Genomic DNA, 25,238 nt, shown 5'->3' on the forward strand with positions numbered 1-25,238 from the left:
CCCGCGCATGGCCGCCACTGGGGTGCTCCTCTCGCTCGCCGCGCTGGTGGCGTTGCTGATCCATGGCCGCCTGTCGCCCGCCGTGCTCTTCTGCGCCTGGGCCGGCGCCTATCACCTGTTGGGCCTGATCGGCGAGCGCGAGCTGCTCGAGAGCTATGCCAACCCGGGCCTGGCCGTGCTGCTGTTGTTGCTGCTGGTGTCGCTGGTACTCGAACGCGCGCCGCTGATCGAGCGCTTTTCTGACACCCTGCTCAAAGGCAGCGAGCGCCTTGCCACTTTCCGCCTGTGTCTGGTGACGGCCGCTTGCTCGGCCTTTCTCAACAACACCGCGGTGGTCAGCACCTTGCTGGGTACGGTGTCGCGCCAGCGCCACCATCCGGCCTCGCGCCTGTTGCTGCCGCTGTCCTACGCCGCGGTGCTGGGCGGCATCACCACGCTGGTAGGCACCTCCACCAACCTGGTGGTCAATTCCTTCGCCGAGCGCGCCGGCCTTCCGGGCATCTCGATGTTCCAGATGACCACTGTCGGCCTGCCGGTCGCACTCGCCTGCATCGCCTGCCTGACGCTGGTGGCGCGGTGGCTGCCGGTACGCGATGGCGACGAGGGCAACGCGCGTCAGGCCTATTTCCTGGAGGCGCGGCTGGCGGCCGGCTCGCCGCTGATCGGGCGCAGCATCGAAACGAACAAACTGCGCAATCTCGACGGCCTGTTCCTGGTCGAGATCTTGCGCGAAGGCCGGCTGATCTCGCCGGTCGCGCCGGACGAGATCCTGCTGGCCGACGATGTGCTGATCTTTACTGGTGAGGTCGAGAAGATGCAGGTCATCGACCGCTTTCCCGGCCTGCAGGTGTTCGGCACGCGGGCCGACGATCTGCTGCGCTCGAATCTGGTCGAGGTGGTGATCACCAGCGATTCGGAGCTGGCCAACCGCACCCTGCGCGAGGTGGATTTCCGCACCATGTTCGACGCCGGCGTGGTCGGCATCCGCCGCGGCGACAAGCGGCTGACCGGGCAGCTGGGGCGGATCCCGCTGCGTGTCGGCGATGCGCTGCTACTGGCCGTCGGTGCGGACTTTGCCCAGCATCGCAACCTGGTGCGCAACTTTCACCGGGTAGGCGGCGCGCCGCTGCAGCCCAAGCTGACCGATCCGCAAACCCGCTGGGTGGTGGGCGGCTTCGCGGCGGTGATCATCGCCGCCGCCGCCGACTGGTTGCCGCTGTTCGCCGGGCTGCTGGTGCTGCTGGGCGCCTTCCTGGCCGGCGGCCTGCTGTCGATGGCGGAGATCCGGCGGCGCTTCCCTTTCGAGCTGATCCTGGTGATCGGCGCCGCCCTGGCCATCGCCCGGGTGCTGGAGTCCTCCGGCGCGGCGGCCGTCATTTCGGCTTTCGTCGCGCAGAGCTTCGGCGGGCTGGGCGTGTGGGGCGCCTTTGTCGGCCTCTACCTGATGACCATCGCGCTGACCGAGGTGGTCACCAACAACGCGGCGGCGGCGCTGGCCTTTCCGATCGCGCTGTCGACGGCCCATGCCTTCGGCGCCGATCCGACCCCTTTCGTGATGCTGGTGGCCTATGGCGCGAGCGCCGGCTTCCTGATTCCCTTCGGCTATCAGACGCACCTGATGGTGTATTCGCCGGGGCGCTACCGGGTGATGGACTTCGTGCGCACCGGCACGCCGGTAGCGCTGGTCTATGGCGCGGTGGTGCTGCTGCTGGTGCCGCGGGTGTTTCCGTTCTATCCCTGATCGCTCAACTGGCCATCAGGTTTTGCACCAGGCGCAAGCCGAAACGGAGCTTGGTGCGGTCCCACGGCGTAAAGCGCGGCAGCTGGAAGGGGTCGCTGTCGCGCCGGGCGGCGCCCCAGGTGGTTGCCACCGCGGCATCGAAGCCGAGCTCGGCGGCCAGGCGGGCATGCGCCGGTTGGTAGTCCTGCCCGGGCTTGCCGTTGGGGTAGGCAAAGAGGCCGATGCGCTCGCCCAGCAGCGACTCGAGCGCCATCTTGCTGTCGGCCATTTCCTGCCGCGCCGCGGCCGGCTCGGTGGTCGACAGGATCGGGTGACTCACCGTGTGTGCCCCCACCGCCATGCCGGCCTGTCGCCAGGCCTTGAGCTGGGCGCTGCGCAGCATCAGATCGTCGGGCAACACCGCCCGCGAGGCCTGCGCCACGGCCGCCACCTGCGCCTGCCGCTGTTCAGGCGGCAGATGCTTGAGGCGGGGAATGAGCATCTCGATCGCCCGACGCTTCTCGGCATCGCTGCCGGTTGGCACGCTGTCCATCCCGATATCGGCCAGATCGAGTTGCGCCAGCGGCGTACGCCGCACCGATTCGACCACCGTGTCGTTCCACATACGCCCGCCGTCGAGGAATCCGGTGGCGACAAACAGCGTGGCACTCGCCCGATGGCGCAACAAAATGGGCAGCGCATGGGTCAGGTTGTCGGCGTAGCCGTCGTCGAAGGTGATCGCCGCCGATCCGGCCGGCAAGCGGCCTTCTTTCAAGCGACTCAGCGCATCGGTCAGCGGCAACACGTGGAACCAGCGCGAGATCCAGCCCACCATGCGGTCGAAGGCGGCCACATCCACCTCACCTGGAAACAACGGGTCCGGTGCGGGCAGCACGCGGTGGAAGAGAAAGATGCTCAGGCGGGCATCGCCCCCGCGCGCGCTGGCCATCCGGATGGCGGAACCGAGCATGTCGCTCAACCCGCCACGGCGGCCGAGCCGCCTCGCTGCGGACCGCTGCCGGCATCCTTGGTCGCGCCACCGGCCGCCTCGTCGGCGGTCTTGGCCAGCACCTCTTTGGCGTAGCGCTCGGTGGCCAGCAGGATGATCATCACGTAATACGGCATGTCCCAGTAGGCCAGACTGAGAAAGGCCCCGCCGACGGCGAAACCGACCAGACTCACCTTGGACATGTTGCCGAGCTGGGCCACCCAGGCGAATTGGGGGCCACGGTCAGCCATCGCTGCGAGCCGGCCGGCCGTCCGGTAGGTCAGGATCCAGAACAGCAGATAGAGCCCCAGGCCGATGTAGCCATGATCGCCGAGTATCTGGAAGTAGATGCTGTGCGCCACCAGCACCCAGTCGGGGTTGGGGGCATAGGCGTTGAACACCACCGGCGACGCGGTGGCGAAACCGGCGCCGAAAATCCGGTCGTTGGCGATATTGACCGCCATGTGCCAGGCGTTGATGCGCCCCAGCGCCGACAGGTCTTCGTCGTAGGTTTCGATGGTTCCCATGCGCGAGAACCATTCTTCCGGCATCAGCAGGAGAATGGCCGGGGTGAGCACGAGCAGCAGCACGCCCATCGACAGCTTGGCCCGGCTGCGCCACCACATCATGATTCCCATCGCCACGATCGCCAGCAGCGCGCCCCGTGAGTGGCTGCCGATGGCCGCCACCGCACACAGCAGAATCGACAGGAACAGCGCACGCCGCATCCACTTTTCGGGGATCCGCCGCACCAGTACGAACGTCCGCGCCAGAGTGGCCTGGTTGGCCAGGAAATACAGGAAGGGAATGGTGATGATGAGCGCCAGCGCCAGTTCGTTGTTGCCGTTGACCAGGCTCGATGGCGGCCCCCACACACGGAACTCCCCCCCATGGGCGAGCGTGAAGATGCCGCCCTTCACCCCGAAGAAGGCGATCGACCCGGCCACCACCCACACCAGACCGAAGATCTGCTCGCGATTGGCCACCAGGGCGCCCACCACCAGGGTCATGCCCAATACCTTGAGCACCTCGATCAGCTTGGCCTGGCTTGGCTCGGGCAGGATGGCCGTGAACGAGGTCAGCGTCATCCACAGGATCATCAGGATCAGCACCACCGCCGGTCCGCCGGACTGCCAGCGGATCGCCCGGGTCGAGAAGAACATGCCCAAGGCCAGCACCACCACCGAGGCCATGGCGAACGGCAGATCATAGGCAAAGCCCCAACCCAGCCGGTGCGGATTCATCAGGCCGATCCACACCCACAGCAAGGCCCCGTAATACGGTCGCCGGATCGCCGCCACCGCGGCAATCACGAACATGGCAGTAACGACCAGATCCCTCACAACGACACTCCTTGACCCATCCTGCGGCTCATCCTGCCACCTTGCTGATCACATAGCGGAACTTGCCCGAGCGCTCGGGTGCGATCTGCGCCACCGGCTCGACCGCGATCTCGACCGATGCCCCCAGCCGCGCCTGCAGCCCGTCGCGAATGGTCTGCGCGTCGCGTTCGGAAAACGTCTCGCCCGGCTCCACCAGAACACGCGTGAGGGTCAGCGACTCCTGCACGATCTTGAATGCCCGAATACCGGGAATATCGCGCAATACATAAATCAGGGACAGGCCATGCATCACGGTGCCATCCACAGCGATCACGAAATCGGTACTGCGCCCCTGGATTTCCTTGAGCACCGGCAAACCGCGACCGCAGGCGCAGGGCGCATCGTCGAGTACGCCGATGTCGCCCGTGCGATAGCGGATGAAGGGGAAATCGCGGGTCGCCAGATGGGTCACCACGATCTCGCCCGACTCGCCGGGGGGCAGCACCTGCCCCGCCGGGTCGACGATCTCGACGATGATGTCTTCGGCCGTGATATGCATGCTGCCCGACGGGCACTGGTGGGCGATGAAGCCCGCATCGCGGCCGCCATAGCCATTGGCCACCGGGCAGCCGAACAAGCGCTCGATGCATTCGCGCTGATCGTCGTACAGCCGTTCGGAGGTCACGAAGACCACCCGCAGCCCCAGATCGTCCAACCGCACGCCACGCTTCTCGGCATGGCGGGCGATATGGCTGATCGCCGACGGATAGCCGAACAGCATTGCCGGGCGACACGCACGGATGCGGGCGACGAAGCCATCGAGCTTGTCCTCGGACATCTCGAAGGCCGGCATCAGCTCGGTGCGCATCAGCGCATCGCGCCACTGGCGCACCCGGTCCTGCGCGCCCAGCTCGATCGGCGAGCCCCACACCACGATCTCGCGATCGCCGATATCCACATCCCACCAGCGGGTGGCACGCCATTTGGCCGCCACGTCGTGGCTGACCCGCTCGTTGCCGATGAAGAAAATCAAAGGCTCGCCGCTGGAGCCGCCCGTATTGAAGCGGGCCAGACCACGCGCATCGCTGGCGCGCAGATCGTCGGTATGCGCACGGATCAAGGACTTGGTGAGAAACGGCAGGCGCTGCAAGTCGGCCGCACCGGTCACCTCGGCCGGCACCAGCCCCGCATCGGCGAAAACCTGCCGGTAGTACGGTACATGCTCGGCCACATCGCCCAGAAACGTGCGCAGGCGCTCGGCCTGAAAGCGCACCAGCCGGTCCGCCGACCACCATTGCGAGGCTTCCATGGCACGGCGGATACGCAGCGTGTCGTGCCCCTTCAGACGTTCCTGCAGCGGGAACAGAATGTTCGAGACGAGCCGGGTGTACACACTCATGGTCTCGCCTCCCCAACCGCTTCGCCGGTGGCCGGCACATGCCCGAGCGCACGCTGATACACCGCCAGCCACTGGAGGCTGACCCGTGCCCATTGGTAGCGCACCACCTCGGCCAGGCCGGCATCGACCAGCCGCCGGCGCAGGGCGTCGTCGGTCAGCAAGCGCAACACCGCTTGCGCCATCGGTTCCGGCGCATCGGGCGGCACCAGCAGTGCCGTGCTTTCGTCCTCGACGATATAGGGCACGCCCCCCACATGGGTGGACACCACCGCCACGCCGCTGGCCAGCGCCTCGAGCACCGAGTTGGGCATGTTGTCCACCCGGCTGGCGTTGATCATCACGTCGGCCGAACGGTATAGCGCGGCCATGTCGTCCCGGTCCAGTCGCCCGGTAAATCGCACGGCGTCGGACACCCCCAGACTGTCGGCCAGCGCTTGCAGACTGGCCAGCTGCGGGCCGCTGCCGGCGATAGACAAGGTCGCCGCCGGCAGCGCCTCACGGATTTGCGCAAATGCACGCAGCGCCACGTCGATGCCGTAAATGCTCTCCAGATTGCGCGCCACGACCACATGGGGCGCTTGCCCGGCGCGCGACTCGGTGGCCGGCCGGAAACGCGTCATGTCGATGATGTTGGGCACGACCGTCCCGCGCATGCCATGGCCCTGGAAGACCGCTTGCAGATAACCGGAGGGCAGCACCAGTGCCGCCACCTGGCGCATGGCCAGCCGCACCTGACCGGCGGCCCGGCTGAGGAAGCTGCCCGCCTCGCCGCCCCGGTAATTCACCACCACCGGCACGCCGCGCAGCCGGGCCACGAGGATGGCCGGCACGGCGAACAGGTGCCAGGACCAGCCCGAATTGGCCATCAGATGCATCACGTCGCCATGGCGGCAGGCCCGCCACAGGGCAAACAGATAGGGGATCAACCGGAACGCGGCCCGCAGGCCGGGCAGTCGGCCGGCCCAGCGCGGGCGGTACGGCGCGTTGGTCTGCACGACGGAGACCTGGGCCCCTTCGCCACGCAGGAGCTCGGCCAGTTGCCGGGTCTGATTGGCCATGCCGCCGGCCGGTGGCGGCAAGGGCCCGACCACGACAAGATGCAAATGCTCGAAACTCATGCCGATGCAGTCGCGACCAGACGCTGATACACCGGCACGTAGTTGGCCACGCTGTTCTTCCAGTTGCGCACCTCTTCGACAAAGTGGCGGCCGGCCACGCTCATGGCGCCCCACTGGGCGCGGCGGTCGAACAGCGCGCCGATGGCATCGGCCAGGGCGGTGGCGTTGCCGGCCGGGAACAGCACGCCGGTCTCGCCATCGCGGATCAGTTCCCGATGCCCGCCCACGTCCGAGGCCACGAAAATGCGTCCCTGCGCCATGGCCTCGAGCGGTTTGAGCGGCGTCACCAGTTCGGTCAGACGCATCGCGTGGCGCGGATAGGCCAGCACGTCGATCAGGTCGTAGTAGCGCTTGACCTCGCCATGCGGCACCCGGCCGGGCATCACCACCTTGTCGGCCACGCCGAGCGCTTCGGCCTGCGCACGCAGACGGGCATCCTGCGGCCCCCCGCCGACCAGCAGCAGGCGCAGATTGGGGTGGCGGTGCAGCATCTGTGGAAAGGCGGCCAGCAGCAGATCGAGGCCTTCGTAGGCATAGAAGGATCCGATGAATCCGACCACATCGCAGCCGTCGAGACCGAGCTCGCGCTTGAGCGCGGCATCCGGCACGCCGGAAGGCTGGAACTGGCTCACGTCGACCGCATTGGGAATCACCGTCACCTTGTCAGCCGCGATGCCGCGCCCGAGCATGTCGGTACGCAGCCCTTCGCAGATGGTGAACACATGGCTGGCGTTGCGCAGCGCATAAGTCTCCAGCGCGCGCGTCATCCGGTAGCGCACGCTGCCTTCCTGCGTGGAGCCGTGATCGACCGCGGCGTCCTCCCAAAAGGCGCGCACCTCATACACCACCGGAATGCCGTGGCGGCGCCCGACGCGCAGCGCCGGCAGTGCATTGAGCACCGGCGAATGGGCATGCAGGATGTCCGGCCGGATCTCGGCCACCAGGGCGTCGAGCCGCTGCTCGATGGCCTTCATCAACACCATTTCGCCGACCACCGGCCACTGGATGGCAGGCACCGGCGTACGGTGGAACAGCAGGCCGTCGACTTCTTCCGCCGCGGTGGCGCAGGGCCCTTGCTTGGGCGATGTCAGGTGATGCGTCTCCCAACCCAGCGCCCGTTGCTCGCGCAGCAGATTGGCCGTGCGAAAGGTGTAACCGCTGTGGAGGGGAATCGAATGGTCCAGAATATGAAGCGTTTTCATGCCCGGTAAACACTGGCTGCTATCGGGGGCCCAGCGTAGCGCACTTTGCGCCGGCCGCCGACACTACCCGCAGATGATCGTTAAATTTTCCCGTCATGTCATGGCGTCGGTTCGGCCGGATTGCGGGCACAGGCCAGCAGATTGGTGGCAAACCACGGCCGGAAGCGACTCACCGCCTCGACCAACCCGCGCAGACGCTGCGAGTTGTTGAAGGGCGTGATCTCGATATCGACGAACCCCGCCCGTGCCATCATGGCTTCCAGGGTTTGCGGACAGAACCACGACACATGCTGAGGATTGACCTGGGCCTTGCGTCCGCTCAGGATCTCGGCCAGCCGCTTGGGATAGAACGGGTTGGGGGTCGTCAGGACGATCTCGCCGCCCGGCACCAGATGCTTGCGCATGTTGCGCAGGAAGCGGCCCGGGTTCTCGAGATGCTCGATCAGCTCCCCCGCCACCACCACCTCGAAGGTCCGGCCGAGCTCTTTCACCTCGGCATCGCCATGCACGATGTTGTAGCCGCGCTCGTTGAGTTTGCGCACCTCGTCGGCTTCGAAATCGAGACCGACCAACTCCGCGGCCTGCTCGCGGATGACGCGGTGCAACCATTCCTCGCCCTGTTCATTGCTTGAACGGTGGTCGACACAGCCCACGTCCAGCACTTTCTTGCCGAGCGTTTTGCGACGGATGGTATCGAGACGGGTATTGGAAAGCATCGGGACAGCCCTCGAAGCGTCAGTCGTCAGCGCGTGCCTACGCGCTCGCCGGATCATGCCGCCCGAGTATCGCACACCCCCATGTAAGTCAGAAGATCCGGCGCCAGCGACGGCGCCTCGAGACGCGCGGGCGCATGATTGATCGCCTCCGTAACGGCTTGCTCCAGCATGGCCGGATCGTCCGCCCAAATCACCGAGGAACGCTCGCCCAGGAACGACAGGAAGCGCGCTTGATGATTGCCGTCGAGCGAGGTATTGGCCACTGCCACGAAGCGCTTGCGCAGGGCGAGCAGGGCAAACACCGTGGCACCGCCATGGGTGATCACCAGGTCGGCGTCGGCAAGTTCGTCATCGATGCTCGGCTTGAAACGGAAAAAAGCCCCATTGACCGGCTCATACCGGCCGGCGCCGATCTGAAACACGACAGGGCCGGGCAGTCGCCTCTGCCCTGCCATGTGGTCGGCCGCTCGAATCAGGGGATCGAAATGCGTGGTTCCAACGGTTACGAAGGTCGTCATGGCGAGGGTCCATTACAACACCTCCCCCCGGTAGTGCCGCCCACGGCGACCTGCCACCTGCTCCGGCCACTGCACATAAAACCGCGAGGCCAGGTGAAAGCGCTCGATCAGCCTACCGGTAACCGACAATTCGTCGGTTCGGGTAATGCTCTCAATATAGACAGTTCTCAAGCGCATCAACCGCGCCACCAGGAAGCCCGGCACGCAGATCGACGAACCCACACACACCACATAGTCCGGACGGGTACGCCGAAATACCCGAAAGCTCTGCCAGAGATTTCGTGCGAACCGCAGTGCGGTATGCACTCGGCCGCTGTTGGCCCGGCTGCCCAAAGGGGATACCCGGTGGATGACATAGGGAGCCATCCATGGCGAGACGATGGAATCATTTGGTAACAACAAAATCGCCTCGATGCCATGGAGTTGCGCGAGCAGCATCTGCGTTTCGAGCTGAAACCCCCCGCCGGGCACATACATCAGCACCCGCGGTTCGACACCGGTCGCGGACGCCTCGAACATTACGCAGCATCCACCCGCTTGCCGCCCTCCCCGCCGCGCAGGAAGGACTCGAACATCATCAAGGTCCATAGCGGCGCGCTGTAGTCGCGCCGTCCGGACTGGTGGTCATCCACCAGGCGGCGCAACTGGGCCATGTCGAACATGCCGGCATCGGCCATCACCTCGCCGGTCAGGCGTTCGCGCACCCGATCACGGAGCGGGCCGCGGAACCAGCGCGCCAGCGGCACGGCGAAGCCCATTTTCGGGCGGTAGAGCACATCGCCGGGCAGTGCCGGCTCCAGGGCCTTCTTGAACAGGAATTTGCCCTCCTGGCCCCGGATCTTGAGGTCGTTGGGCAAGGTGGCCAGCCACTCGACCAGCGGATGGTCCATGAGCGGCTCGCGCACTTCCAGCGAATGGGCCATGCTGGCGCGATCGACCTTGGTGTTGATGTCGCCGACCAGATAGGTCTTCAGATCCAGGTACTGGATCAGCGCCAGCGGATCGTCCGTCTGCGCATTGCCGGCATGGCGGCGGAACACCTCGCGCGCGTTGTAGTCGCCCAGCTCGCGCCGGAAGCGGTCGGAAAACACCTGGCTGCGCATGTCGTCCCGCAGGATCGACACCGAGTGGAAGTAGGCCTCGACCGCATCCCGGGCCAGCGCCTGGAAGGTGGTCTTGGCGCGGAACATGCGCGGCGCCCAGTCCGCCTTGGGATAGAGCTGGCCGAGTGCGCCGAACAACGGCCGGCGCAGGCCCAGCGGCATGGCGTCGCGCATGCGCTGCTCCATCAGGTGCAGGCGGTAGCGTCGATAGCCACCGAAGCTCTCGTCCCCGCCGTCGCCGGAAAGCGCCACCGTCACATGCTTGCGCGCCAGTTCGCAGACGCGATAGGTGGGGATCGCCGAGCTGTCGGCATAGGGCTCGTCGTAGAGCGACGATAGGCGATCGATCAGGTCGAAATCGTCGGACTGGACGGTCTCGACATGGTGGTTGGTGTGGTAGCGGTCGGCCACCATCTTGGCGAATTCGGATTCGTTGAAGGCCGGGTCGTCGAAGGCGATCGAGCAGGTATTGACCGGGCCGGACGACAGGTCGGCCATGGTCGCCACCACCGCGCTCGAATCCACCCCGCCGGACAGGAAGGCGCCCAGCGGCACCTCAGAAATCATGCGCAGGCGGATCGACTCGTGCAGGCGCTCGTTCAGCTCCGCCACCGCGTCGTCCAGGCGGATCGGGTTGTCGAGCGTGAAGCGCACGTCCCAGTAGGGCCGGCTGGCCGGCACCGGCTGGCCGCGCCGCAGGGTCAGCGTGTGGCCGGGATCGAGCTTGGCGGCGCCACGATAGATGGTGCGCGGCTCGGCCACGTAGCCGAGCGCGAAATACTCCTCGACGGCCTGCGGATCGACACGCCGGTCCAGGCCGGGATGCGCCATCAGCACCTTGAGTTCGGAGCCGAAGGCGAAGCTGCCATCGCCCATCACGCCGTAGAACAGCGGCTTGACGCCGAGCCGGTCGCGCGCCAGGAAGAAGGTCTCGCGATTGCGATCCCACAGCGCGAAGGCGAACATGCCGCGGAAGCGCTCGACGCAGGCCTCGCCCCAGGCCTCCCAGGCATGGACGATGACTTCGGTATCGCTGTGGGTGCGGAACACATGCCCCAGCGCTTCGAGCTCAGGCACCAGCGACTGGTAGTTGTAGATTTCGCCATTGAAGACCACGCATACGCTGTGATCTTCGTTGAACAGCGGCTGCTGGCCGGTGGCCAGATCGATGATCGACAGCCGCCGATGGGCCAGCGCCACGCCCGGCTCGAAGTGGTAACCGCCTTCATCCGGCCCGCGGTGGTATTGGACGTCGCTCATCCGCGTCACCAGCTCACGCGAAAAGTCCCGACGCCCCTCCAGATCAAACAGACCGGCAATACCGCACATAAATCGCTTCCGTAGGTTCGTTAGGCCGACACAGCCACGGCCCGCCCCGCGCGTGTCAACATTCTGTCATAGACCGCCATGTAGCCCGCCACCATCGCGTCGAGGCTGAACTCCGCCTCGATGCGCGCACGCGCCGCCAGGCGCTGGGCGCTGCGTCTGGCCGGGTCGTGAAACAGCGCGCGCATCGCACCCGCCATCGCGGCCGGATCTTCTGGCGGCACCAGCAATCCGGTCCGCTCGGCCTGCACCAGCTCGCCGTTCCCACCCACCTCGGTGGCAATCACCGGCAAGCCCGAGGCCATGGCCTCGAGCAGGGTATTCGAAATCCCCTCGGCCTTGGACGGCAGCACAAACACATCCATGCTTTGCAGCAGCGCCGGCACATCGTCCCGCGCGCCGGCCAGCCACACCTGGTCCTGGACGCCAGCGGCCGCAATCTCGGCCTCGACCTCGCCGCGCTGCGGCCCGTCGCCGACGATCACCAGACGCGCCCGCGCTGCGGCATCGGCATCGTCAGCCAGCCAGCGGCCGAAGGCGCGCACCAGGGTGAGCTGATCCTTCACGGTCTGGAGCCGGCCCACCGTGCCGAACACCACCCCTTGCGCCGGGCAGAAGCCCGCCGGCGCCAGCATCTGCCGATCCGCCGCAGGGGCGAAGCGCACGGCATCCACGCCGTTGCAGATGCGCGAGATGCGATGCTCGGCAATGCCGACGCCCTGCTGCAAATATGACGAGAGCTGTCGCGACAGGGCAATGTACTGCGTCACGAACGGCGCATACAGGCGCCGCAGCAGGCGATACTTGCGCGACGCGCCGCCCGGATCGCCGGTATCCCAGCCATGTTCGCCATGGATCCTCACCGGCACGCCCGCCGCCCAGGCCGGCACCACCATCTCGAGCGCCGCCAGGTTGCGGGTATGGACGATGTCGGGCCTGAGTTGGCGCAGCAGGCGATAGACCTGGCGATAGTGGCGCAGGCCGTGGCCCGGCGGCAGCCGCAGCGAGATGAAGTCGACATCCTCCCGCGTCACACGCCGGCAGAACGCCGGATCGCAGTCGGTGAGCGCGATCACCACATGGCGATAGCGCGATGCCGGCATCCGGTTGATCAGGTTGACCACCCCGTTTTCGAGGCCGCCGATACGAAAGCCATGGACGACATGCGCCACCAGCGGCACATGGGCTCCGGTCACCGCTGCGCCTCCGCCGAGGCGGCGGCGAGGGTCGCATTCAAGGCGTGGCGATGGGCCGTCAGGAAGGCCATCGCTATCGGCCGGGCCGACTCGACGCTGTCACTGTGCACCATGACCACCACATGCGCGCTGCTGTCCCCCTGCCCGGCCAATCGCGCCCAGGACAAGCGCAGTTTGGCGCGCAGCCGGTTAGTCAGCGTATCGTCATCGATCTGGTACCAGCGCCACACGAACAGGGGGCCTTGCGGACCGCTCAGCCGCTCATAGCGCACTTGCCCGACCGGGCTGTCTTCGAGTGCCGTCTCGACCACATGCCAGGGCGACTTCTCGCCAAACACGATCTGGTTGTCCGAACTGAGCATTTCATGGCCAGCCACCTGCTCGGCATAGAAAGCCAGATACAGGCCGACCTCGCCGGCCGGGCCGATGTAGTGCCCGGCATGGTCGGCCCGGAAACCGGCAAAGGCGGGTCTGAACGGGAGCAGCGGCCCGGCCTGCGCCCGCCAGCCGTCGGCCGCCGCGGGCGTGCCGAGCGTGACCGACACCACGCGGTCGGCCGGCGCCAGCCAGGCGCCGAGCCCCGGCCCGGCAAACAGGGCCAGCACCAGCCATACCAGCGCCCCGGTCGGCATGCGCCGCACCACCGGCTCCACCGCCGACGAGGCTGCAGCTGCGTCGTCGGGCTCGGGATCGCGCCAGCGGTTGCCCAGCCAGAACATGGTGAGAATGACGACGCCGAAGAACACCCAGCCATAGATCAGGTGGTCCACCCCGGCAGCCAGTGCGTTGTCGCTCAGGTAGCCGAGCATGACGATGATGTAGGCGCGCACCCAGTTGGCGATGATCGGGATCAGCAGCGCAACCAAGGCAAACATCAGCCGCTTGTGCAGCTTCTGGTAGTTCAGGTAGGCATACAGCGTGCCGACCATGAAGGAGGCGATCAGGTAGCGAATGCCGCTGCAGGCTTCGACCACCGACCAGCGACCGTTCGGCAGCACGAACTGCAGGCCTTCCTGGTACACCGGCACGCCGCTGGCCCGTACGGCGCTCACCGTGAATTCGGCGGTGTAGTGCATCAGCACCGGCACCAGGAACTCGCCGACCGGCGCCATGAACATCAGGAAGCCCAGCGGAAAGGCCAGACGACGAAACAGCCGGTGGCCGAGCCCGCACCACAGCGCACTCACCAGCACCGCTACCGCCGACACATGCTCGAGCGCGGCCACGCTGGTCAGACGCCCCAGCACCCAGGCGAATGCCGCCAGCAGGACCAGCGGCAACACGGACACTGCCGGTTTCGGCCGACAGCCGGCCAGGTGCGCGCGCTGCATCCAGATCAGGTAGGCGGAGATCGGCAGCACCACGAATCCGTGCGCAAACGTATCGGAGCGCGACCAGATGGCCGCCATATCCATCAGCGAGTCCCGGTAGGCCAGCGCCCACACCAGCAACACGCCCAGCAGCGTCGCCAGCACGTGCCACGGTGGCGTACGCGGCGCCGCCAGATCGAGCGGATGCGGCACGCTACTCATGCGCTCACCGCTTCGGGTTGCACGCTGCCCGACACCGTCAGGGCGCGCGGAAGCGCCTTCAGATGGGCGTCCCAGGCGTACTGGTCGAGCACGGCCTGGCGTGCCGCCAGCCCCATCGCACGCCCGCGTTCGGGGTCGAGGCAACGGCGGATGGCCGCCAGGTAGTCCTCCGGCGTCTCGGCCTCCTCATGGGTGACGCCCGTCACGCCCCGCAGGCCGGTCGCAGCAGCAGCGGAGGCCACCACCGGACGGCCCATCGACATCGCTTCGAGCACCTTGTTCTGGATGCCGCGCGCCACCCGCAACGGCGCGACGACGACATCGGCATGGTGCACATACGGCCGCACATCGGGCACCGTCCCCGTCACCACGATCCGCTCCGGCACCGCCAGGGCGCGGACGCCCGGCGTCGGGTTCATGCCGACGATGGTGAAGCAGGCCTCGGGCAGCGTCGTCCACACGCGCGGCATCACCTCGCGCGCGAACCAGGTGGCCGCATCGATATTCGGCCAGTAGTCCATGGCGCCGGTGAACACGATATGCGGCCCTCCCCGCCCGAACGGGCGCTCGCCACCATTGGCCGGCGAAAACACCTCGGCATCGACGCCGTTCTCGATCGCCAGCACCCGGTCGGCCAGATGCGGCGCATCGGCCAGAAACAGATCGGCCTCGGCCCGGGTCACGAAACTCGACACATCCGCCCGGCCGGCCCAGCGCCGTTCGAAATTGCTCAGCAAGCGCCCTTCACGGCGATACAGCCAGGCCATCGGGCCGCGCCGCGAGGCGGCGTACTGGGTCCATTTGGCGGAATCGACATCGCAGAAATCGATCACCGTGCGCGCCAGCGGCAAGCCCTCGAGGTACTGCGCCATCGGGCCGGAGAACACCACGGCCTGGCGAATATCTTCGTGGCGTACCACCTCGCGCACCCAGGCCTGCAGACCCGCATCGCGGTAATAGGGCACGCTGAGCGCCTCGCCGGTCAGCACGCCGCGCAGACTGCGGATCCGGGCGGACGTCGGCTTGAGCCGCACGGCATGCACGCCGGCACACCAGGTGTTCAGCGCCGGCACATGGGCCCAGTCGTCCGGGTGGTCGACGAAGGTGGCCAGGAACACCCGGTAGTGCATCGCCAGATGGCGCAGGATATGAAACGAGCGCAGTTTGTCGCCCTTGTTGGGCGGATACGGGATGCGATGCACGAGATAGAGCAGCGGCGGCTTTTGCATGGTCAGCCCAGATTCCGCACGATGAACGGCCCAAGCGCGTTGGCCACCGGCAGCGGCAGCCGTTTCCACAGGGCGATGAACGCCCGGTACTTGGGGTTCATGGGGTTGTTCTGCGGCACCGCATCGCGTTTGTAGAGGCGGTACTCGTAGGACAGCGGCTGCGGCTCGAAACCCCAGTTCTTCTTGAAGCTGTAGGGACCGGTGCCGATCTTGCTGCGGCCGTAGTCGAACAGGCGCGCGCCGCGCTCGCAGGCGTGCTGCATCAGCGCCCAGTACTTGAAATCGTTAGCCGCCAGCGCCCGCGCCGCGAGGTCGTCACCCGCGTAATAGGGCAGCACCTCGTCGCGGAAATAGAAGCTCAGCACGCTCGACAGCAACTTGCCGTCGGGGCCGGTGACCGTCTGCACCTGGCAGTCGTCGCCAAAGGCCGTCATCAGGGCCGCGAAAAATCGCTTGGGCAGTGCGGGCGTGCCATGGCGCCGCACGTTGTCGGCATACAGCGCAAAAAAGCGCTCGACATCGGGGTCGATCTGACTCACCAGCCCGTTCTTGATGCCCTTGCGCACCATCGCCCGCTGCTTGCGCGGAATGGCCGCCAGATTCGCCTCGACATCGGGATCGATGGCCTTGCGGAAGGTCACGTACAGATCCTGCCGCGGCCAGTCGGTGTGCCGGGGCGTGAGGTTGCGATATTCCAGGTGCTGAACCCCCCGCGCCAGGGCGATGCGCTCGGCCTCGGCTTCGAGCAGCGGGACCGCGTCAGGATCGCCAACGATGCCGCCATAGACACAGAACGGCAGCGAGGTGAGCGAATGGCCGAAGAGGCGGCTGTGCACTTCGGCCAGCGGCAGCACGGCAACGATCTGCCCTGCGCGGCGGGCGAAAAGGAAATGCGTGCGATGGCCGAACACGTCTTCCATCAAGCCTTGCCAGGCGGCGCGATGGAAGAAGGTGGCCTGCGGGCAGTCGACGACAAAGGCGTCCCACGCGGCGTGGTCGCTTTGCGTCAGGGCGTGGACGGTCAGATCGGCGTGTGGCATGAGATGTCTTGGTCCGGCGCGCTTACGCCGTGGCGAGAAACACTTCGTCCATCCGTCCCCAGGCAAAATCGGACATCAACTGGCGCAGTCTGCCCTCGGTGCGTGACAGATTGACGTAGTGGCGAAAGCGGGTTTTGAGGCTCGTCCCCGGCACCACCGGCTGATCGGGATCGATCTCCCAGGGGTGGAAGTAGAACATCGCCGAACGACGCTCCTCTTCATTGACCCGACGGATCAGCCAGCGCGAGGCGGAATACGGCAGGAGGCGGAAATACCCGCCGCCACCGGCCGGCAGGTTGCGCCCCAGATAACGCACCGTGGTGATCGGCATCTCGATCAGGCCGTTTTCGAGCCGATAGGGAAAACGCGGCGCGTCGGGCATGCCGTAGTGATCGTGCTTGACCGGGTACACGCTCGAACTGTAGGCGTAACCGGCCTCGGCGATGCAGTCGTGCGCCCAGGGGTTGCGATCGCCGATCGAGAAACTCGGCGCCCGATAGCCCTTGACCTCGGTGCCGGCGATGTCCTCGAGCACGGTTTTGGCCAGACGGATGTCCGCGCCGAAGGCCTCGGGGGTCTGCTCGCTGGCGCGCTGGTGGGCATAGCCGTGGCTGGCCACTTCGTGCCCTTCCAGGGCGATCAGGCGCACCAGGTGCGGATAGCGCTCGGCGATCCAGCCGAGGGTGAAGAAGGTGCCCTTGGCGCCGTATTCATGCAGCAAGGACAGGATCAGATCGACATTCCGCTCGACGCGGCAGGGGACGGTGTCCCAGTCGCGACGTGGGAAATGCGGCGCCAGCGCCGACACCTGGAAGTAGTCTTCCACGTCGATGGTGAGCGCATTGACGACGCTCATGCGGGCACTCCGGCCGCCGAGGGCGCTTCGCGTGCCGCCAGCCAGCCCGCCAGGTGGGCGGCAATGCGCTCGGCGGCGCGGCCGTCCCAGCCCTCGGGAATGCGCCGGCCCTTGCCGCCACCGGCCAGCACCGCATCGACCCCGTCGAGGATCGCCTGCGGGTCGCCGGCCACGATGGTGTTGGTGCCTTCGGTCACGGTGATCGGCCGTTCGGTGCTCTCGCGCATGGTGAGACACGGCACGCCGAGCGCGGTGGTCTCTTCCTGAATGCCGCCCGAATCGGTGAGGACCAGACGCGCACCGGCCATCAGACCCAGCATTTCGAGGTAGCCCTGCGGCGGCAGGATCAGGAAGCCGGGCGCCTCGAGCAGCGACGACAGGCCGTGCGCCTCGATGTTCTTGCGCGTGCGCGGATGCAGGGCAAAGATCAGCGGCAGCTTGCGGCTCACCGTGTGCAGGGTTTCGATCAACCGGCGCAGCATCGCCGCATCGTCCACATTCGACGGCCGGTGCAGCGTCACCACGCCGAAACCGTCGGCAATCCGGTGCGGATCGAGGCCGGCTTGTGCCAGCAGTTGCTCGGGCGCCACCGCCTTGTGGCGATTGGCGATCAGGGTGTCGATCATCACGTTGCCGACGAACAACGCCCGCTCCGGATCGATCCCCTCGCGGGCCAGGTTATCGTGCGCCGAGCGCTCGGTGGTGTACAGCACATCCGACATCTGGTCGGTCAGCACCCGGTTGATCTCTTCGGGCATGCGCCGGTCGCCGCTGCGCAAGCCCGCCTCGACATGGATCACCGGCACATGGCGTTTGGCGGCCACCAGCGCGCAGGCAAGCGTGGAATTGACATCGCCGACCACCAGCACGGCGCGCGCGCCGTGGGCGTCCATGACCGGCTCGAAGCGCTTCATCACTTCGGCGGTCTGCACCGCGTGGGAGGCGGAGCCGACTTCCAGATTGACATCGGCCCGCGGCAGTTCGAGATCGGTGAACAAGCGGTCGTTCATGGCCGCATCGTAGTGCTGGCCGGTATGCACCAACAGCGTCGGGATGCGTGGCGAGTGCGCCGCAAAGGCGCGCATGATGGGCGCCATCTTCATGTAGTTGGGGCGTGCGCCGACGATGCAGATCACCGGCGCGGTCGTCGGTCCGGTCATTTGGCGGCCTTGTCGCTGTCTTCGTCGTTGTCGATGGCGTGCGCCGCGACGATCCGGTTCATCAGCGCCAGCGTGGTGGACATGGCCTGTTCGAGCTGGCTCAGGCGGGCCTCGATGCGCGCGGCGTCGAAGCCGGCGGCCAGTTGCGCAAACTGCCGCGCCACCGACGGGTCGAGATCGAGCTTGCCCGGATCGAAGCTCGGCAGGTTGCCGGGAGCCGCGCCGCCAGCCAGCGGCGCCAGTCGCGCCGTGCCGATCCCGCGGCCGCTGCGCTGCTCCTCCTTCATCTCCTGCAGCACCTCGTCGACTTCCGCCTCGCCCAGCCGGCGCTTCTCGCCGAGGAAGCCGGCCAGCATCAAGCGATCGCACAGCGTGTTGATGCGCCGCGGCACCCCCCCGGAGGCGCGGAAAATCGACGGGAAGATGGCGACGTCGAACTGCGGATCATTCTTCCATCCGACATGCTTGAGGCGGTGCTCGACATAGGCACGCGTCTCTTCAAGATCCAGCGGCCCGAGGTGGTAGGAGGCGATCACCCGCTGGCGCAGCTGTTGCATTTCGGGGCTTTGCATGATGTCGCGAAATTCCGGCTGCCCGACCAGGAAGCTCTGCAGCAGGGCATGCTCCTCCAGCTGGAAGTTCGACAGCATGCGCAACTCCTCCACCGCACGCGGCGTGAGATTCTGCGCCTCGTCGACAATGAGCAGCGCCCGCTTGCCGGAGGCCGTCACCGACACCAGGAAGGTCTCGAGCGCCAACAACAGGCCGGCCTTGTCGAGCCCCTTGCTCGGCACGCCGAAGGCGGCCGCCACCAGTTGCAGGATGTCGTTGGCGTCGATCTGGGTGCTGACCAGCTGCGCTGCCACCACCTTGGCCGGATCGAGCTTCTGGAGCAGGTTGCGCACCAGGGTGGTCTTGCCGGCGCCGATCTCCCCGGTGATGACGATGAAGCCTTCGTTCTGGTGCAGGCCGTATTCCAGATAGGCCATCGCGCGGCGATGGCCCCGGCTACCGTAGAAGAAAGCCGGATCGGGATTGAGCTGGAACGGTTTTCCGCTCAGCCGGTAAAAATTCTCATACATGGATCAGAACCGTACGCCCAGCGTCGCTGTCAGCGCGTTTTCGGTGAAGTCGGAAGAGCCGGTGGACTTCTGGTGGCGATAGGTCAGGCCGCCGGTCGATTTCGGCCCAAGTCTGCGTGACACCCCCAGGTTGAGGGTCGTGCGCTTGTTGTCTTGGGAGGTCACCCCGGAGCCCTGGATATTGTTGCGCCCGACGGAAGCGGTCAGGGTCGACAGACCCGACAGCTTGTGGTTGAGCGAGACGATCATGCCGGTATCGCGAATCTGGTCGAAGTTGCGGAAATCATCGGTCGCCGAGACGATCAGATCCTCCGCCAGCCGGCTCCGTTCGGTGCGATAGAGCGAAACGGTCAGGGTATTGCGCACCCCGGACAGGGTGAAGTCGCCGCGCAGGTTGCGGCTGACATACTGCGCGTTGGTGATGAAGCCGACCTGCAGCCCGGAACCGGTCAGACCCGACTGTTGCAGGAGCGCACGCGCCACGACATCGCGCTGCACATTGCTCAGCCCCTGCCCGGCCAGGCTGTCGAAAATCAGCTGGTAGTAATAGTCTTCGAGCGACTCGGCGATCACCTCTTCGGAGGAGGTGTAGTCGCGCACATAGCTCAGGCGCCAGCTGCTGCGCGGTCCGCGGTGGGAAACTTTTATGTCGTAGCCCCGACCGAACAGACGCTCCTCGGTGAACGCCGTGACGGAGGTGCGGGTGGTGGGAAACCAGTCGAAGCCGTAACCATGGGTCGTGCCTTCGTCGGTCCGGCCCGCATTGTAGTTGTTCGACTCGCGGCCGACCGAGGCCCGCAGGATGAACTGCGGCGTCACCGTGTAGCTCACACCGAGGCGCCCGTTCTCGCGCGTGGCCTCGGTGTCGTTGTCGCGATAGTGGCTGTTGACCTTGTCGTAGCTCAAGGACCAGCCGAACGGGCCGAAGGCCTCGCCGTCTTCCAGCATGCCGGTCAGCGTCTCGGTGCGCCGGTTGCTCAGCGTGCTGCCGCCGCCACTGAGCCAGTGGTTGTTGTAGGCCAGACGGCCCTTGGCCGAGTTGCCGAAGGCAAACTCGAGGCGCGGCCCGAGGTTGAAGGAGCGCACTTCGTTGTCGGCGCTGGTATTGAGCGGGTCGTCACTCGATCGGCCACTGAACAGCGACTGGTTGTTGCGGCTGATCGACGCGCCGAGGTCCACGAACAGCAATTGCTCGATCGCCTCGACTTCCCCCCGGCCGCGCAAGGCCAGGAAGGTGGTGTTGCGGTCGTCGGAATTGGCATAGACGACATTGCGCAGGGAGGCGTCGAAGTTGCCATTGACCCGACCGGAGTCGCGGCGCACGGCGATGCCCGGCGACACTTCGAGCAGCCAGTCGCTTTCGCTGTTGGACGACGCATTGACGTTGTCGGTGAAGGTCAGCCGCGAACTGATGCTCGGCGTGACCTGCACCACCGACTGAGCCCAGGCGCCGCCGGCCATGCAGCAGGCCGCGGCAACCGCCAGCGGTGCGATCGCGTGCAGAAACTCAGGCGGCTTTGTCATCGTCGGCTTCATGCCCATATCCGTAGCCATATCCGTAGTAGCCTCCCGGCCCCTGAACGGTCGATTTGTTCAGCAACATCATCTTGATCGGGCAGGCATCGATGGTCGCCAAGGCCTGCTTGAGCGCCGAATGCGTCGTGCGCTCGGCCTCGACGACGACCACGATCTGCCCCATGTGCGTCGCCAGGGCCCGCGCCTCGGTCGTCACAAGCAGTGGCGGCGAATCGAAAATGATGATGCGGTCCGGGTATCGGCTCGCCATCTCGTCGAGCAAGCGGTTCATCCCTTCGCTGGCGAGCACTTCGGTGGCCCGCTGCGTCGCCGAACCGGCGGGCAGAATGCGGAGCTTCTCGATGTTGGTCCGCAGGATGACGTCGGGCAGATCGAGCGATGCATCGACCAGCACGTCCATCAGCCCCCGCTCCGGCGGCAGACCCAGTTGCTTGAGAATGGACGGCTTGGAGACATCCGCATCGACCAACAGCACCGAGTGGTCGAGCTCCATGGCCATGCTCATGGCCAGATTGAGCGCGGTGAAACTCTTGCCCTCGCCCGGCAGCGCACTGGTCACCATGATCAGGTTGCCGTTGGCCACCCGGCTGGCGCCGCGTATCGACGAGGCATTGCGCAGCAGCGGACGCTTGATGACGCGGTACTCCTCGGCGATCGCCGAGCGCTGCTGATCCGGTGTCACGAAACCCATATGGCCCAGCCGCTCGAGATCGATATGCACCTCGCGGCTGACCGGCTCCGCCTCTGGCGCATGAATCGACACGCGGGAGCGCTCGGGAGCGGCAACCTCGGCAGTCTCGCCAGCGTCGGCAGTCACCGGCGTGATCACCGGCACGTCCTGCCCCGCCTGTTTCAGTTGGCCGAGCCGCTCAACGGCCTTTTCGATAAGACTCATATCAAGACCTTCAAGTAATTTTCAGCATGGCCAACGCGACCGTCAGCACGCCAAACGCGCCGACATAACCGCTGACCCCGCCGAGAAATGCCAGATTGAGGCGCTGCCGACGCCGCCGCCGCACCGGATCGGGTGTGGCGTGGACCGTTCCCAGCAGGGGCAGTCCGGCCACCTCGCGCAACTCCCGCCCGTCCAGGAAGGTCGGACGCATCTGGCTCAGCACGAAGGTGAGCGCCAGACCGAACAACAGGGCACCGGCACCACCCAGCGGCATCAGCAGGATGCGGTTGGGCGCGGACGGCTTGAGCGGCACGCTGGGCGGATCGATCAGGCGGAACTCGGCCATGCCCGAGGAAGACTCCATCTCGACCGACATATTGGCCGATTCGCGGCGCCCCACCAGCGTCTCGTAGTTCTTCTTGTTGATCTCGTAGTCCCGGTTCAGCTGTGCCAGCTCCGCTTCGACCTGCGGCAGCAACTTGGCCGACGCCTGCAGCTGCGCCTGACGCGCTTCGTACTCGGCCACTCGTGCATTCAAGGACGCCACATTGGCTTCCGCGTCGGCCAGCGCCAGCTTCATCTGCTGGTAGACCGGGTTGGCGTTGACGTCGCCGTAACCCCCGCTCTCGCTGCGTCGCGCCTCCACCTCGGCCTTCTTCTGTTCCTGCAACTGCGCGATGATGCGGCGCGTGCCGACCACGTCGGGGTGGACTTCGGTGTAACGCTGCAGCAGACCGTCGAGGTTTCGCTGCATGACGTCGATCCGGCCATCGATCTCCGGAATCGAGACCTTCCGCTCCAATTGATTCTCGGGCAGCAGCACCGGCTCCTCGCCCACCAGCTGACGCTGGAGCGCATTGCGGGAGTTTTCAGCTTCACGCAAGGCCAGACGCGCGGCGGCCAGCTGCCCCGCCACTTCCCCGACCTGCGACACATAGTCCTTGCCGCCCAGCATCAAGTGCATGTTCTTGATCTTGAAGTCCTTCAAGCGGTTTTCGGCCTCGTCCAGCCGCTGCTCGTAGGTCTTGATCTGCTCTTCGATGAAGCGCCGCGCCGAGTCGGTGTCCTTGCGCTTGTCGCCCAGGCCGGACTCGACAAATATCGACACCAGCGATTGAACGACTCGCTTGGCGCGCTCGGGCTCGGTGTCTTCATAGGAAAGGGTGAACAGGTTGTCCCGCCCCGTGCCTCGAATCTGGAGCGTCTTGTTCAGTGTCGCGATCAGCTCCTCGCGATCCTTGTTGGTCTTGACCGTGAGATCGAGATCGGCCATCCGGATCAGCTTTTCGATATTCGGACGGCTGATCAGGGTGCGCGAGAGAATCGTGATCTGTTGATCCACGTTCGGCTGAACCGCCAGCCCGGACATCAGGGGCTTGAGCACCGACTGGGTATCCACGTAGATACGCGCGGACGATTCGTACCGGTCGGGCAGCATGTAGATCGCACCGGCGGCGATGGCGCCGACCAGCCAGGCGCCGATCAGCCCCCACCAGCGATACAGCCACATGCCGCGCAGGTACGCAACGAGTTGTCGGAGAACGTCTTCCATAGATCAGCTTCTGTGTGTGCCGGCCGCCATGACGGCGGCCGGTCGGTTCGGGGTGAAGATCAGAACCAGCTTTGCGGAATGATCAGGACATCGCCAGGGCGCATCTCGACGTTGGCCGACACGTCGCCCCGCTTGAGCAGATCCGACAGGCGGACACTGTACTGTTTGTTCCCCTCGCCGGTGCGCAGGATGGACGCCTTGTTGCCGTCGGCAAACTCGGTCATTCCACCCACCGCGATCATCACATCCAGCACCGTCATTTTCTGACGATAGGGGAGGATCTTCGGCTCGGCCGCCTCACCGACCACACGGATCTGCTCGCTGTAGGGGCCGACAAAGCTCGTGACGATCACGGTCACCACCGGCTCGCGGATGTATTTCTCGAGCGCTTTCTCGATGTCGCGCGCCAGGGTACTGGCATCCTTGCCCATGGCCTGGAGGTCTTCGACCAACGGCGTGGTGATCTTGCCGTCGGGGCGCACCGGCACCGACATCGACAACTCGGGGTTGCGCCACACGACGATATTGACCGTATCGCCCGGCCCGATGACATAACTGTATTCAGCGTCGGCCGCCACGGCAGGCGCTGGCGGGAAACTTCCGCTGGCACATCCCGACAGCACCAGGAGCGACGCAAGCGCAACACTGACAAGCCCCAGCACAGATCGCATGAGCTTCATTTCCAACCCCTCCAAGTCATTTGTGCCGGCAAAGGCCTCCGACATTCCAACGGAATCCTAGCGGCGGCAGGCACAGTCCAAAAGGAACAATTACACAAACACACAAACGCTTACAGCCTTCCTTCACAGGACTGGCTAAAGTACGATCCTAGTCAATACAGCGCGACGCAGTCCATTGGCATGTCCGAACTGATCGATCCGCGACTTGGCATGACACATTCCGCGACAACAGATCGGTCGAAAGAGGGTCACCAAGTGAGCACATTTGAAGCACACCAGCACCACAATCCAAGGCTGAAAGGAGCTTATCACGCTATCCCGCAAAGGGACGTGACAAACGATTCCGGCCTTCTTCATTCGCTTGGCATCCCCCCCGCCGACGATCGCGACAGCCGCGAATTCGTCCTTTCACGCAGCGATTTCCAGATCCGGCTCGGCAATGGGGCCGACGGCCAACGCAGCAACGTCAGCATGCTGATCCAGCGCATGTACGCGTGGCGCGGGCTGCTCACCCATGCACCGTCGCGCATCGACAACGAACCGAACCAGCTGACGCTGATCGCCTCGCGCGGCACCACCATGTTCGGCACCTTGACGCTCAAGCTCGATTCCGACGAGGGCTTGCTGGCCGACGAGCTGTATTCGGACGAGATCACCGCCGTACGCAGGACCGGGGCCAGCGTCTGCGAGCTCACACGGCTGGCCATCGACCCGGCCTTCAACTCGAAAGAAGTGCTGGCGTCGATCTTCCACCTGGCCTACATCTTCGGCCGGCTGATCCACCGGCGGACCGACCTGTTCATCGAGGTCAATCCCCGGCATGTCGCCTTCTACCAGCGCATGCTCGGCCTGCGCGTTGCCGGCGAGGAGCGGATCTGCCCGCGTGTCAGTGCGCCGGCGGTGCTGCTCCATCTGCCGCTCGACTATGCCGACGAACAGATCGCGCGTCATGCCGGCCGGCCCGACGCAGGCGCCCGAAGTCTCTACTCGTATTTTTTCAATGACACCGAGCAGCGCGGTCTGCTCAAGCGCCTGCAGGCCGACCCGTCTCTGGTCACGATGTAGAAG

At 65.8% G+C, this 25,238-nt stretch carries 22 protein-coding genes; 2 read left to right on the plus strand and 20 right to left on the minus strand.

The annotated features are described in order from the left end of the window. Nucleotides 1-7: 7 nt before the first annotated feature. Complete coding sequence (locus I8J34_RS05355) at nucleotides 8-1,741, plus strand: SLC13 family permease (RefSeq protein ID WP_214360351.1); 1,734 nt, start codon at nucleotides 8-10, stop codon at nucleotides 1,739-1,741. Nucleotides 1,742-1,745: 4 nt separating this feature from the next. On the opposite strand, the gene I8J34_RS05360 is transcribed toward I8J34_RS05355, so the two are convergent. The 20 genes from I8J34_RS05360 to I8J34_RS05455 form a co-directional block, all read right to left on the minus strand. Beyond that, nucleotides 1,746-2,690: a polysaccharide deacetylase family protein gene (locus I8J34_RS05360; RefSeq protein WP_214360352.1), complete on the minus strand. Its 945-nt coding sequence runs from the start codon at nucleotides 2,688-2,690 to the stop codon at nucleotides 1,746-1,748. A 5-nt stretch (nucleotides 2,691-2,695) separates the two neighbouring features. Continuing rightward, a complete protein-coding gene (locus I8J34_RS05365; RefSeq protein ID WP_214360353.1) occupies nucleotides 2,696-4,051 on the minus strand; it encodes a putative O-glycosylation ligase, exosortase A system-associated in 1,356 nt (451 codons plus the stop codon). Between the two features lie 28 nt (nucleotides 4,052-4,079). Beyond that, entirely contained in the window at nucleotides 4,080-5,429 is a 1,350-nt protein-coding gene (locus I8J34_RS05370; RefSeq protein WP_214360354.1) for a phenylacetate--CoA ligase family protein, read from the minus strand. Next, nucleotides 5,426-6,547: a glycosyltransferase family 4 protein gene (locus I8J34_RS05375; protein ID WP_214360355.1), complete on the minus strand. Its 1,122-nt coding sequence runs from the start codon at nucleotides 6,545-6,547 to the stop codon at nucleotides 5,426-5,428. The genes I8J34_RS05370 and I8J34_RS05375 overlap by 4 nt, the downstream gene beginning before the upstream one ends. Continuing rightward, complete coding sequence (locus tag I8J34_RS05380) at nucleotides 6,544-7,749, minus strand: TIGR04063 family PEP-CTERM/XrtA system glycosyltransferase (protein WP_214360356.1); 1,206 nt, start codon at nucleotides 7,747-7,749, stop codon at nucleotides 6,544-6,546. Before I8J34_RS05380 ends, I8J34_RS05375 begins: the two co-directional genes overlap by 4 nt. Nucleotides 7,750-7,847: 98 nt before the next feature. Continuing rightward, the gene (locus I8J34_RS05385; RefSeq protein ID WP_214360357.1) at nucleotides 7,848-8,465 is read right to left on the minus strand and encodes a class I SAM-dependent methyltransferase; all 618 of its coding nucleotides are present in this window, start codon (nucleotides 8,463-8,465) and stop codon (nucleotides 7,848-7,850) included. A 53-nt stretch (nucleotides 8,466-8,518) separates the two neighbouring features. Next, the gene (locus I8J34_RS05390; RefSeq protein ID WP_214360358.1) at nucleotides 8,519-8,983 is read right to left on the minus strand and encodes a glycosyltransferase; all 465 of its coding nucleotides are present in this window, start codon (nucleotides 8,981-8,983) and stop codon (nucleotides 8,519-8,521) included. 12 nt (nucleotides 8,984-8,995) lie between these two features. Then, nucleotides 8,996-9,502 carry a hypothetical protein gene (locus I8J34_RS05395; protein ID WP_214360359.1) on the minus strand — a complete coding sequence of 169 codons (507 nt, stop codon included), beginning with the start codon at nucleotides 9,500-9,502 and terminating at the stop codon, nucleotides 8,996-8,998. Beyond that, entirely contained in the window at nucleotides 9,502-11,415 is a 1,914-nt protein-coding gene (locus I8J34_RS05400; protein WP_214360360.1) for an XrtA/PEP-CTERM system amidotransferase, read from the minus strand. Before I8J34_RS05400 ends, I8J34_RS05395 begins: the two co-directional genes overlap by 1 nt. A gap of 20 nt (nucleotides 11,416-11,435) precedes the next feature. Next, complete coding sequence (locus I8J34_RS05405) at nucleotides 11,436-12,608, minus strand: TIGR03088 family PEP-CTERM/XrtA system glycosyltransferase (RefSeq protein WP_214360361.1); 1,173 nt, start codon at nucleotides 12,606-12,608, stop codon at nucleotides 11,436-11,438. Next, nucleotides 12,605-14,140: an exosortase A gene (gene xrtA / locus I8J34_RS05410; protein ID WP_214360362.1), complete on the minus strand. Its 1,536-nt coding sequence runs from the start codon at nucleotides 14,138-14,140 to the stop codon at nucleotides 12,605-12,607. The genes I8J34_RS05405 and xrtA overlap by 4 nt, the downstream gene beginning before the upstream one ends. Beyond that, nucleotides 14,137-15,369: a TIGR03087 family PEP-CTERM/XrtA system glycosyltransferase gene (locus I8J34_RS05415; RefSeq protein WP_230411720.1), complete on the minus strand. Its 1,233-nt coding sequence runs from the start codon at nucleotides 15,367-15,369 to the stop codon at nucleotides 14,137-14,139. The genes xrtA and I8J34_RS05415 overlap by 4 nt, the downstream gene beginning before the upstream one ends. Nucleotides 15,370-15,371: 2 nt before the next feature. Next, on the minus strand, nucleotides 15,372-16,409 hold the full coding sequence (locus tag I8J34_RS05420) for a FemAB family XrtA/PEP-CTERM system-associated protein (protein ID WP_214360363.1): 1,038 nt from the start codon (nucleotides 16,407-16,409) through the stop codon (nucleotides 15,372-15,374). Between the two features lie 22 nt (nucleotides 16,410-16,431). Beyond that, complete coding sequence (locus tag I8J34_RS05425) at nucleotides 16,432-17,265, minus strand: XrtA system polysaccharide deacetylase (RefSeq protein ID WP_214360364.1); 834 nt, start codon at nucleotides 17,263-17,265, stop codon at nucleotides 16,432-16,434. Next, nucleotides 17,262-18,425 (minus strand): non-hydrolyzing UDP-N-acetylglucosamine 2-epimerase, encoded by a 1,164-nt coding sequence (gene wecB, locus I8J34_RS05430; RefSeq protein WP_214360365.1) that lies wholly within the window; start codon nucleotides 18,423-18,425, stop codon nucleotides 17,262-17,264. The genes I8J34_RS05425 and wecB overlap by 4 nt, the downstream gene beginning before the upstream one ends. Further along, complete coding sequence (locus tag I8J34_RS05435; RefSeq protein ID WP_214360366.1) at nucleotides 18,422-19,507, minus strand: XrtA/PEP-CTERM system-associated ATPase; 1,086 nt, start codon at nucleotides 19,505-19,507, stop codon at nucleotides 18,422-18,424. Before I8J34_RS05435 ends, wecB begins: the two co-directional genes overlap by 4 nt. 3 nt (nucleotides 19,508-19,510) lie before the next feature. Then, entirely contained in the window at nucleotides 19,511-21,031 is a 1,521-nt protein-coding gene (locus tag I8J34_RS05440) for a TIGR03016 family PEP-CTERM system-associated outer membrane protein (RefSeq protein WP_214360367.1), read from the minus strand. After that, the gene (locus tag I8J34_RS05445) at nucleotides 21,015-21,938 is read right to left on the minus strand and encodes an XrtA-associated tyrosine autokinase (protein ID WP_214360368.1); all 924 of its coding nucleotides are present in this window, start codon (nucleotides 21,936-21,938) and stop codon (nucleotides 21,015-21,017) included. The genes I8J34_RS05440 and I8J34_RS05445 overlap by 17 nt, the downstream gene beginning before the upstream one ends. 10 nt (nucleotides 21,939-21,948) lie before the next feature. Further along, nucleotides 21,949-23,490, minus strand: a complete 1,542-nt coding sequence (locus I8J34_RS05450) for an XrtA system polysaccharide chain length determinant (RefSeq protein ID WP_214360369.1) — start codon at nucleotides 23,488-23,490, stop codon at nucleotides 21,949-21,951. A gap of 59 nt (nucleotides 23,491-23,549) precedes the next feature. Further along, nucleotides 23,550-24,161, minus strand: a complete 612-nt coding sequence (locus I8J34_RS05455; RefSeq protein ID WP_431193976.1) for an XrtA/PEP-CTERM system exopolysaccharide export protein — start codon at nucleotides 24,159-24,161, stop codon at nucleotides 23,550-23,552. 339 nt (nucleotides 24,162-24,500) lie between these two features. Here I8J34_RS05455 and I8J34_RS05460 point away from each other — a divergent pair, with 339 nt between their 5' ends. Then, nucleotides 24,501-25,235, plus strand: a complete 735-nt coding sequence (locus I8J34_RS05460; protein ID WP_214360370.1) for an N-acyl amino acid synthase FeeM domain-containing protein — start codon at nucleotides 24,501-24,503, stop codon at nucleotides 25,233-25,235. Nucleotides 25,236-25,238: the final 3 nt, after the last annotated feature.

Source organism: Denitromonas iodatirespirans, assembly GCF_018524365.1.
Lineage (GTDB): Bacteria > Pseudomonadota > Gammaproteobacteria > Burkholderiales > Rhodocyclaceae > Nitrogeniibacter > Nitrogeniibacter iodatirespirans.

Coding starts and splice junctions, on each gene's coding strand:
- I8J34_RS05435 (WP_214360366.1), bottom strand. CDS start 19,507: ATGTATGAGAATTTTTACCGGCTGAGCGGAAAACCGTTCCAGCTCAAT.
- xrtA (WP_214360362.1), bottom strand. CDS start 14,140: ATGAGTAGCGTGCCGCATCCGCTCGATCTGGCGGCGCCGCGTACGCCA.
- I8J34_RS05380 (WP_214360356.1), bottom strand. CDS start 7,749: ATGAAAACGCTTCATATTCTGGACCATTCGATTCCCCTCCACAGCGGT.
- I8J34_RS05375 (WP_214360355.1), bottom strand. CDS start 6,547: ATGAGTTTCGAGCATTTGCATCTTGTCGTGGTCGGGCCCTTGCCGCCA.
- I8J34_RS05370 (WP_214360354.1), bottom strand. CDS start 5,429: ATGAGTGTGTACACCCGGCTCGTCTCGAACATTCTGTTCCCGCTGCAG.
- I8J34_RS05455 (WP_431193976.1), bottom strand. CDS start 24,161: ATGCGATCTGTGCTGGGGCTTGTCAGTGTTGCGCTTGCGTCGCTCCTG.
- I8J34_RS05425 (WP_214360364.1), bottom strand. CDS start 17,265: ATGAGCGTCGTCAATGCGCTCACCATCGACGTGGAAGACTACTTCCAG.
- I8J34_RS05445 (WP_214360368.1), bottom strand. CDS start 21,938: ATGAGTCTTATCGAAAAGGCCGTTGAGCGGCTCGGCCAACTGAAACAG.
- I8J34_RS05355 (WP_214360351.1), top strand. CDS start 8: ATGGCCGCCACTGGGGTGCTCCTCTCGCTCGCCGCGCTGGTGGCGTTG.
- I8J34_RS05385 (WP_214360357.1), bottom strand. CDS start 8,465: ATGCTTTCCAATACCCGTCTCGATACCATCCGTCGCAAAACGCTCGGC.
- I8J34_RS05400 (WP_214360360.1), bottom strand. CDS start 11,415: ATGTGCGGTATTGCCGGTCTGTTTGATCTGGAGGGGCGTCGGGACTTT.
- wecB (WP_214360365.1), bottom strand. CDS start 18,425: ATGACCGGACCGACGACCGCGCCGGTGATCTGCATCGTCGGCGCACGC.
- I8J34_RS05390 (WP_214360358.1), bottom strand. CDS start 8,983: ATGACGACCTTCGTAACCGTTGGAACCACGCATTTCGATCCCCTGATT.
- I8J34_RS05360 (WP_214360352.1), bottom strand. CDS start 2,690: ATGCTCGGTTCCGCCATCCGGATGGCCAGCGCGCGCGGGGGCGATGCC.
- I8J34_RS05450 (WP_214360369.1), bottom strand. CDS start 23,490: ATGGAAGACGTTCTCCGACAACTCGTTGCGTACCTGCGCGGCATGTGG.
- I8J34_RS05440 (WP_214360367.1), bottom strand. CDS start 21,031: ATGACAAAGCCGCCTGAGTTTCTGCACGCGATCGCACCGCTGGCGGTT.
- I8J34_RS05395 (WP_214360359.1), bottom strand. CDS start 9,502: ATGTTCGAGGCGTCCGCGACCGGTGTCGAACCGCGGGTGCTGATGTAT.
- I8J34_RS05415 (WP_230411720.1), bottom strand. CDS start 15,369: ATGCAAAAGCCGCCGCTGCTCTATCTCGTGCATCGCATCCCGTATCCG.
- I8J34_RS05420 (WP_214360363.1), bottom strand. CDS start 16,409: ATGCCACACGCCGATCTGACCGTCCACGCCCTGACGCAAAGCGACCAC.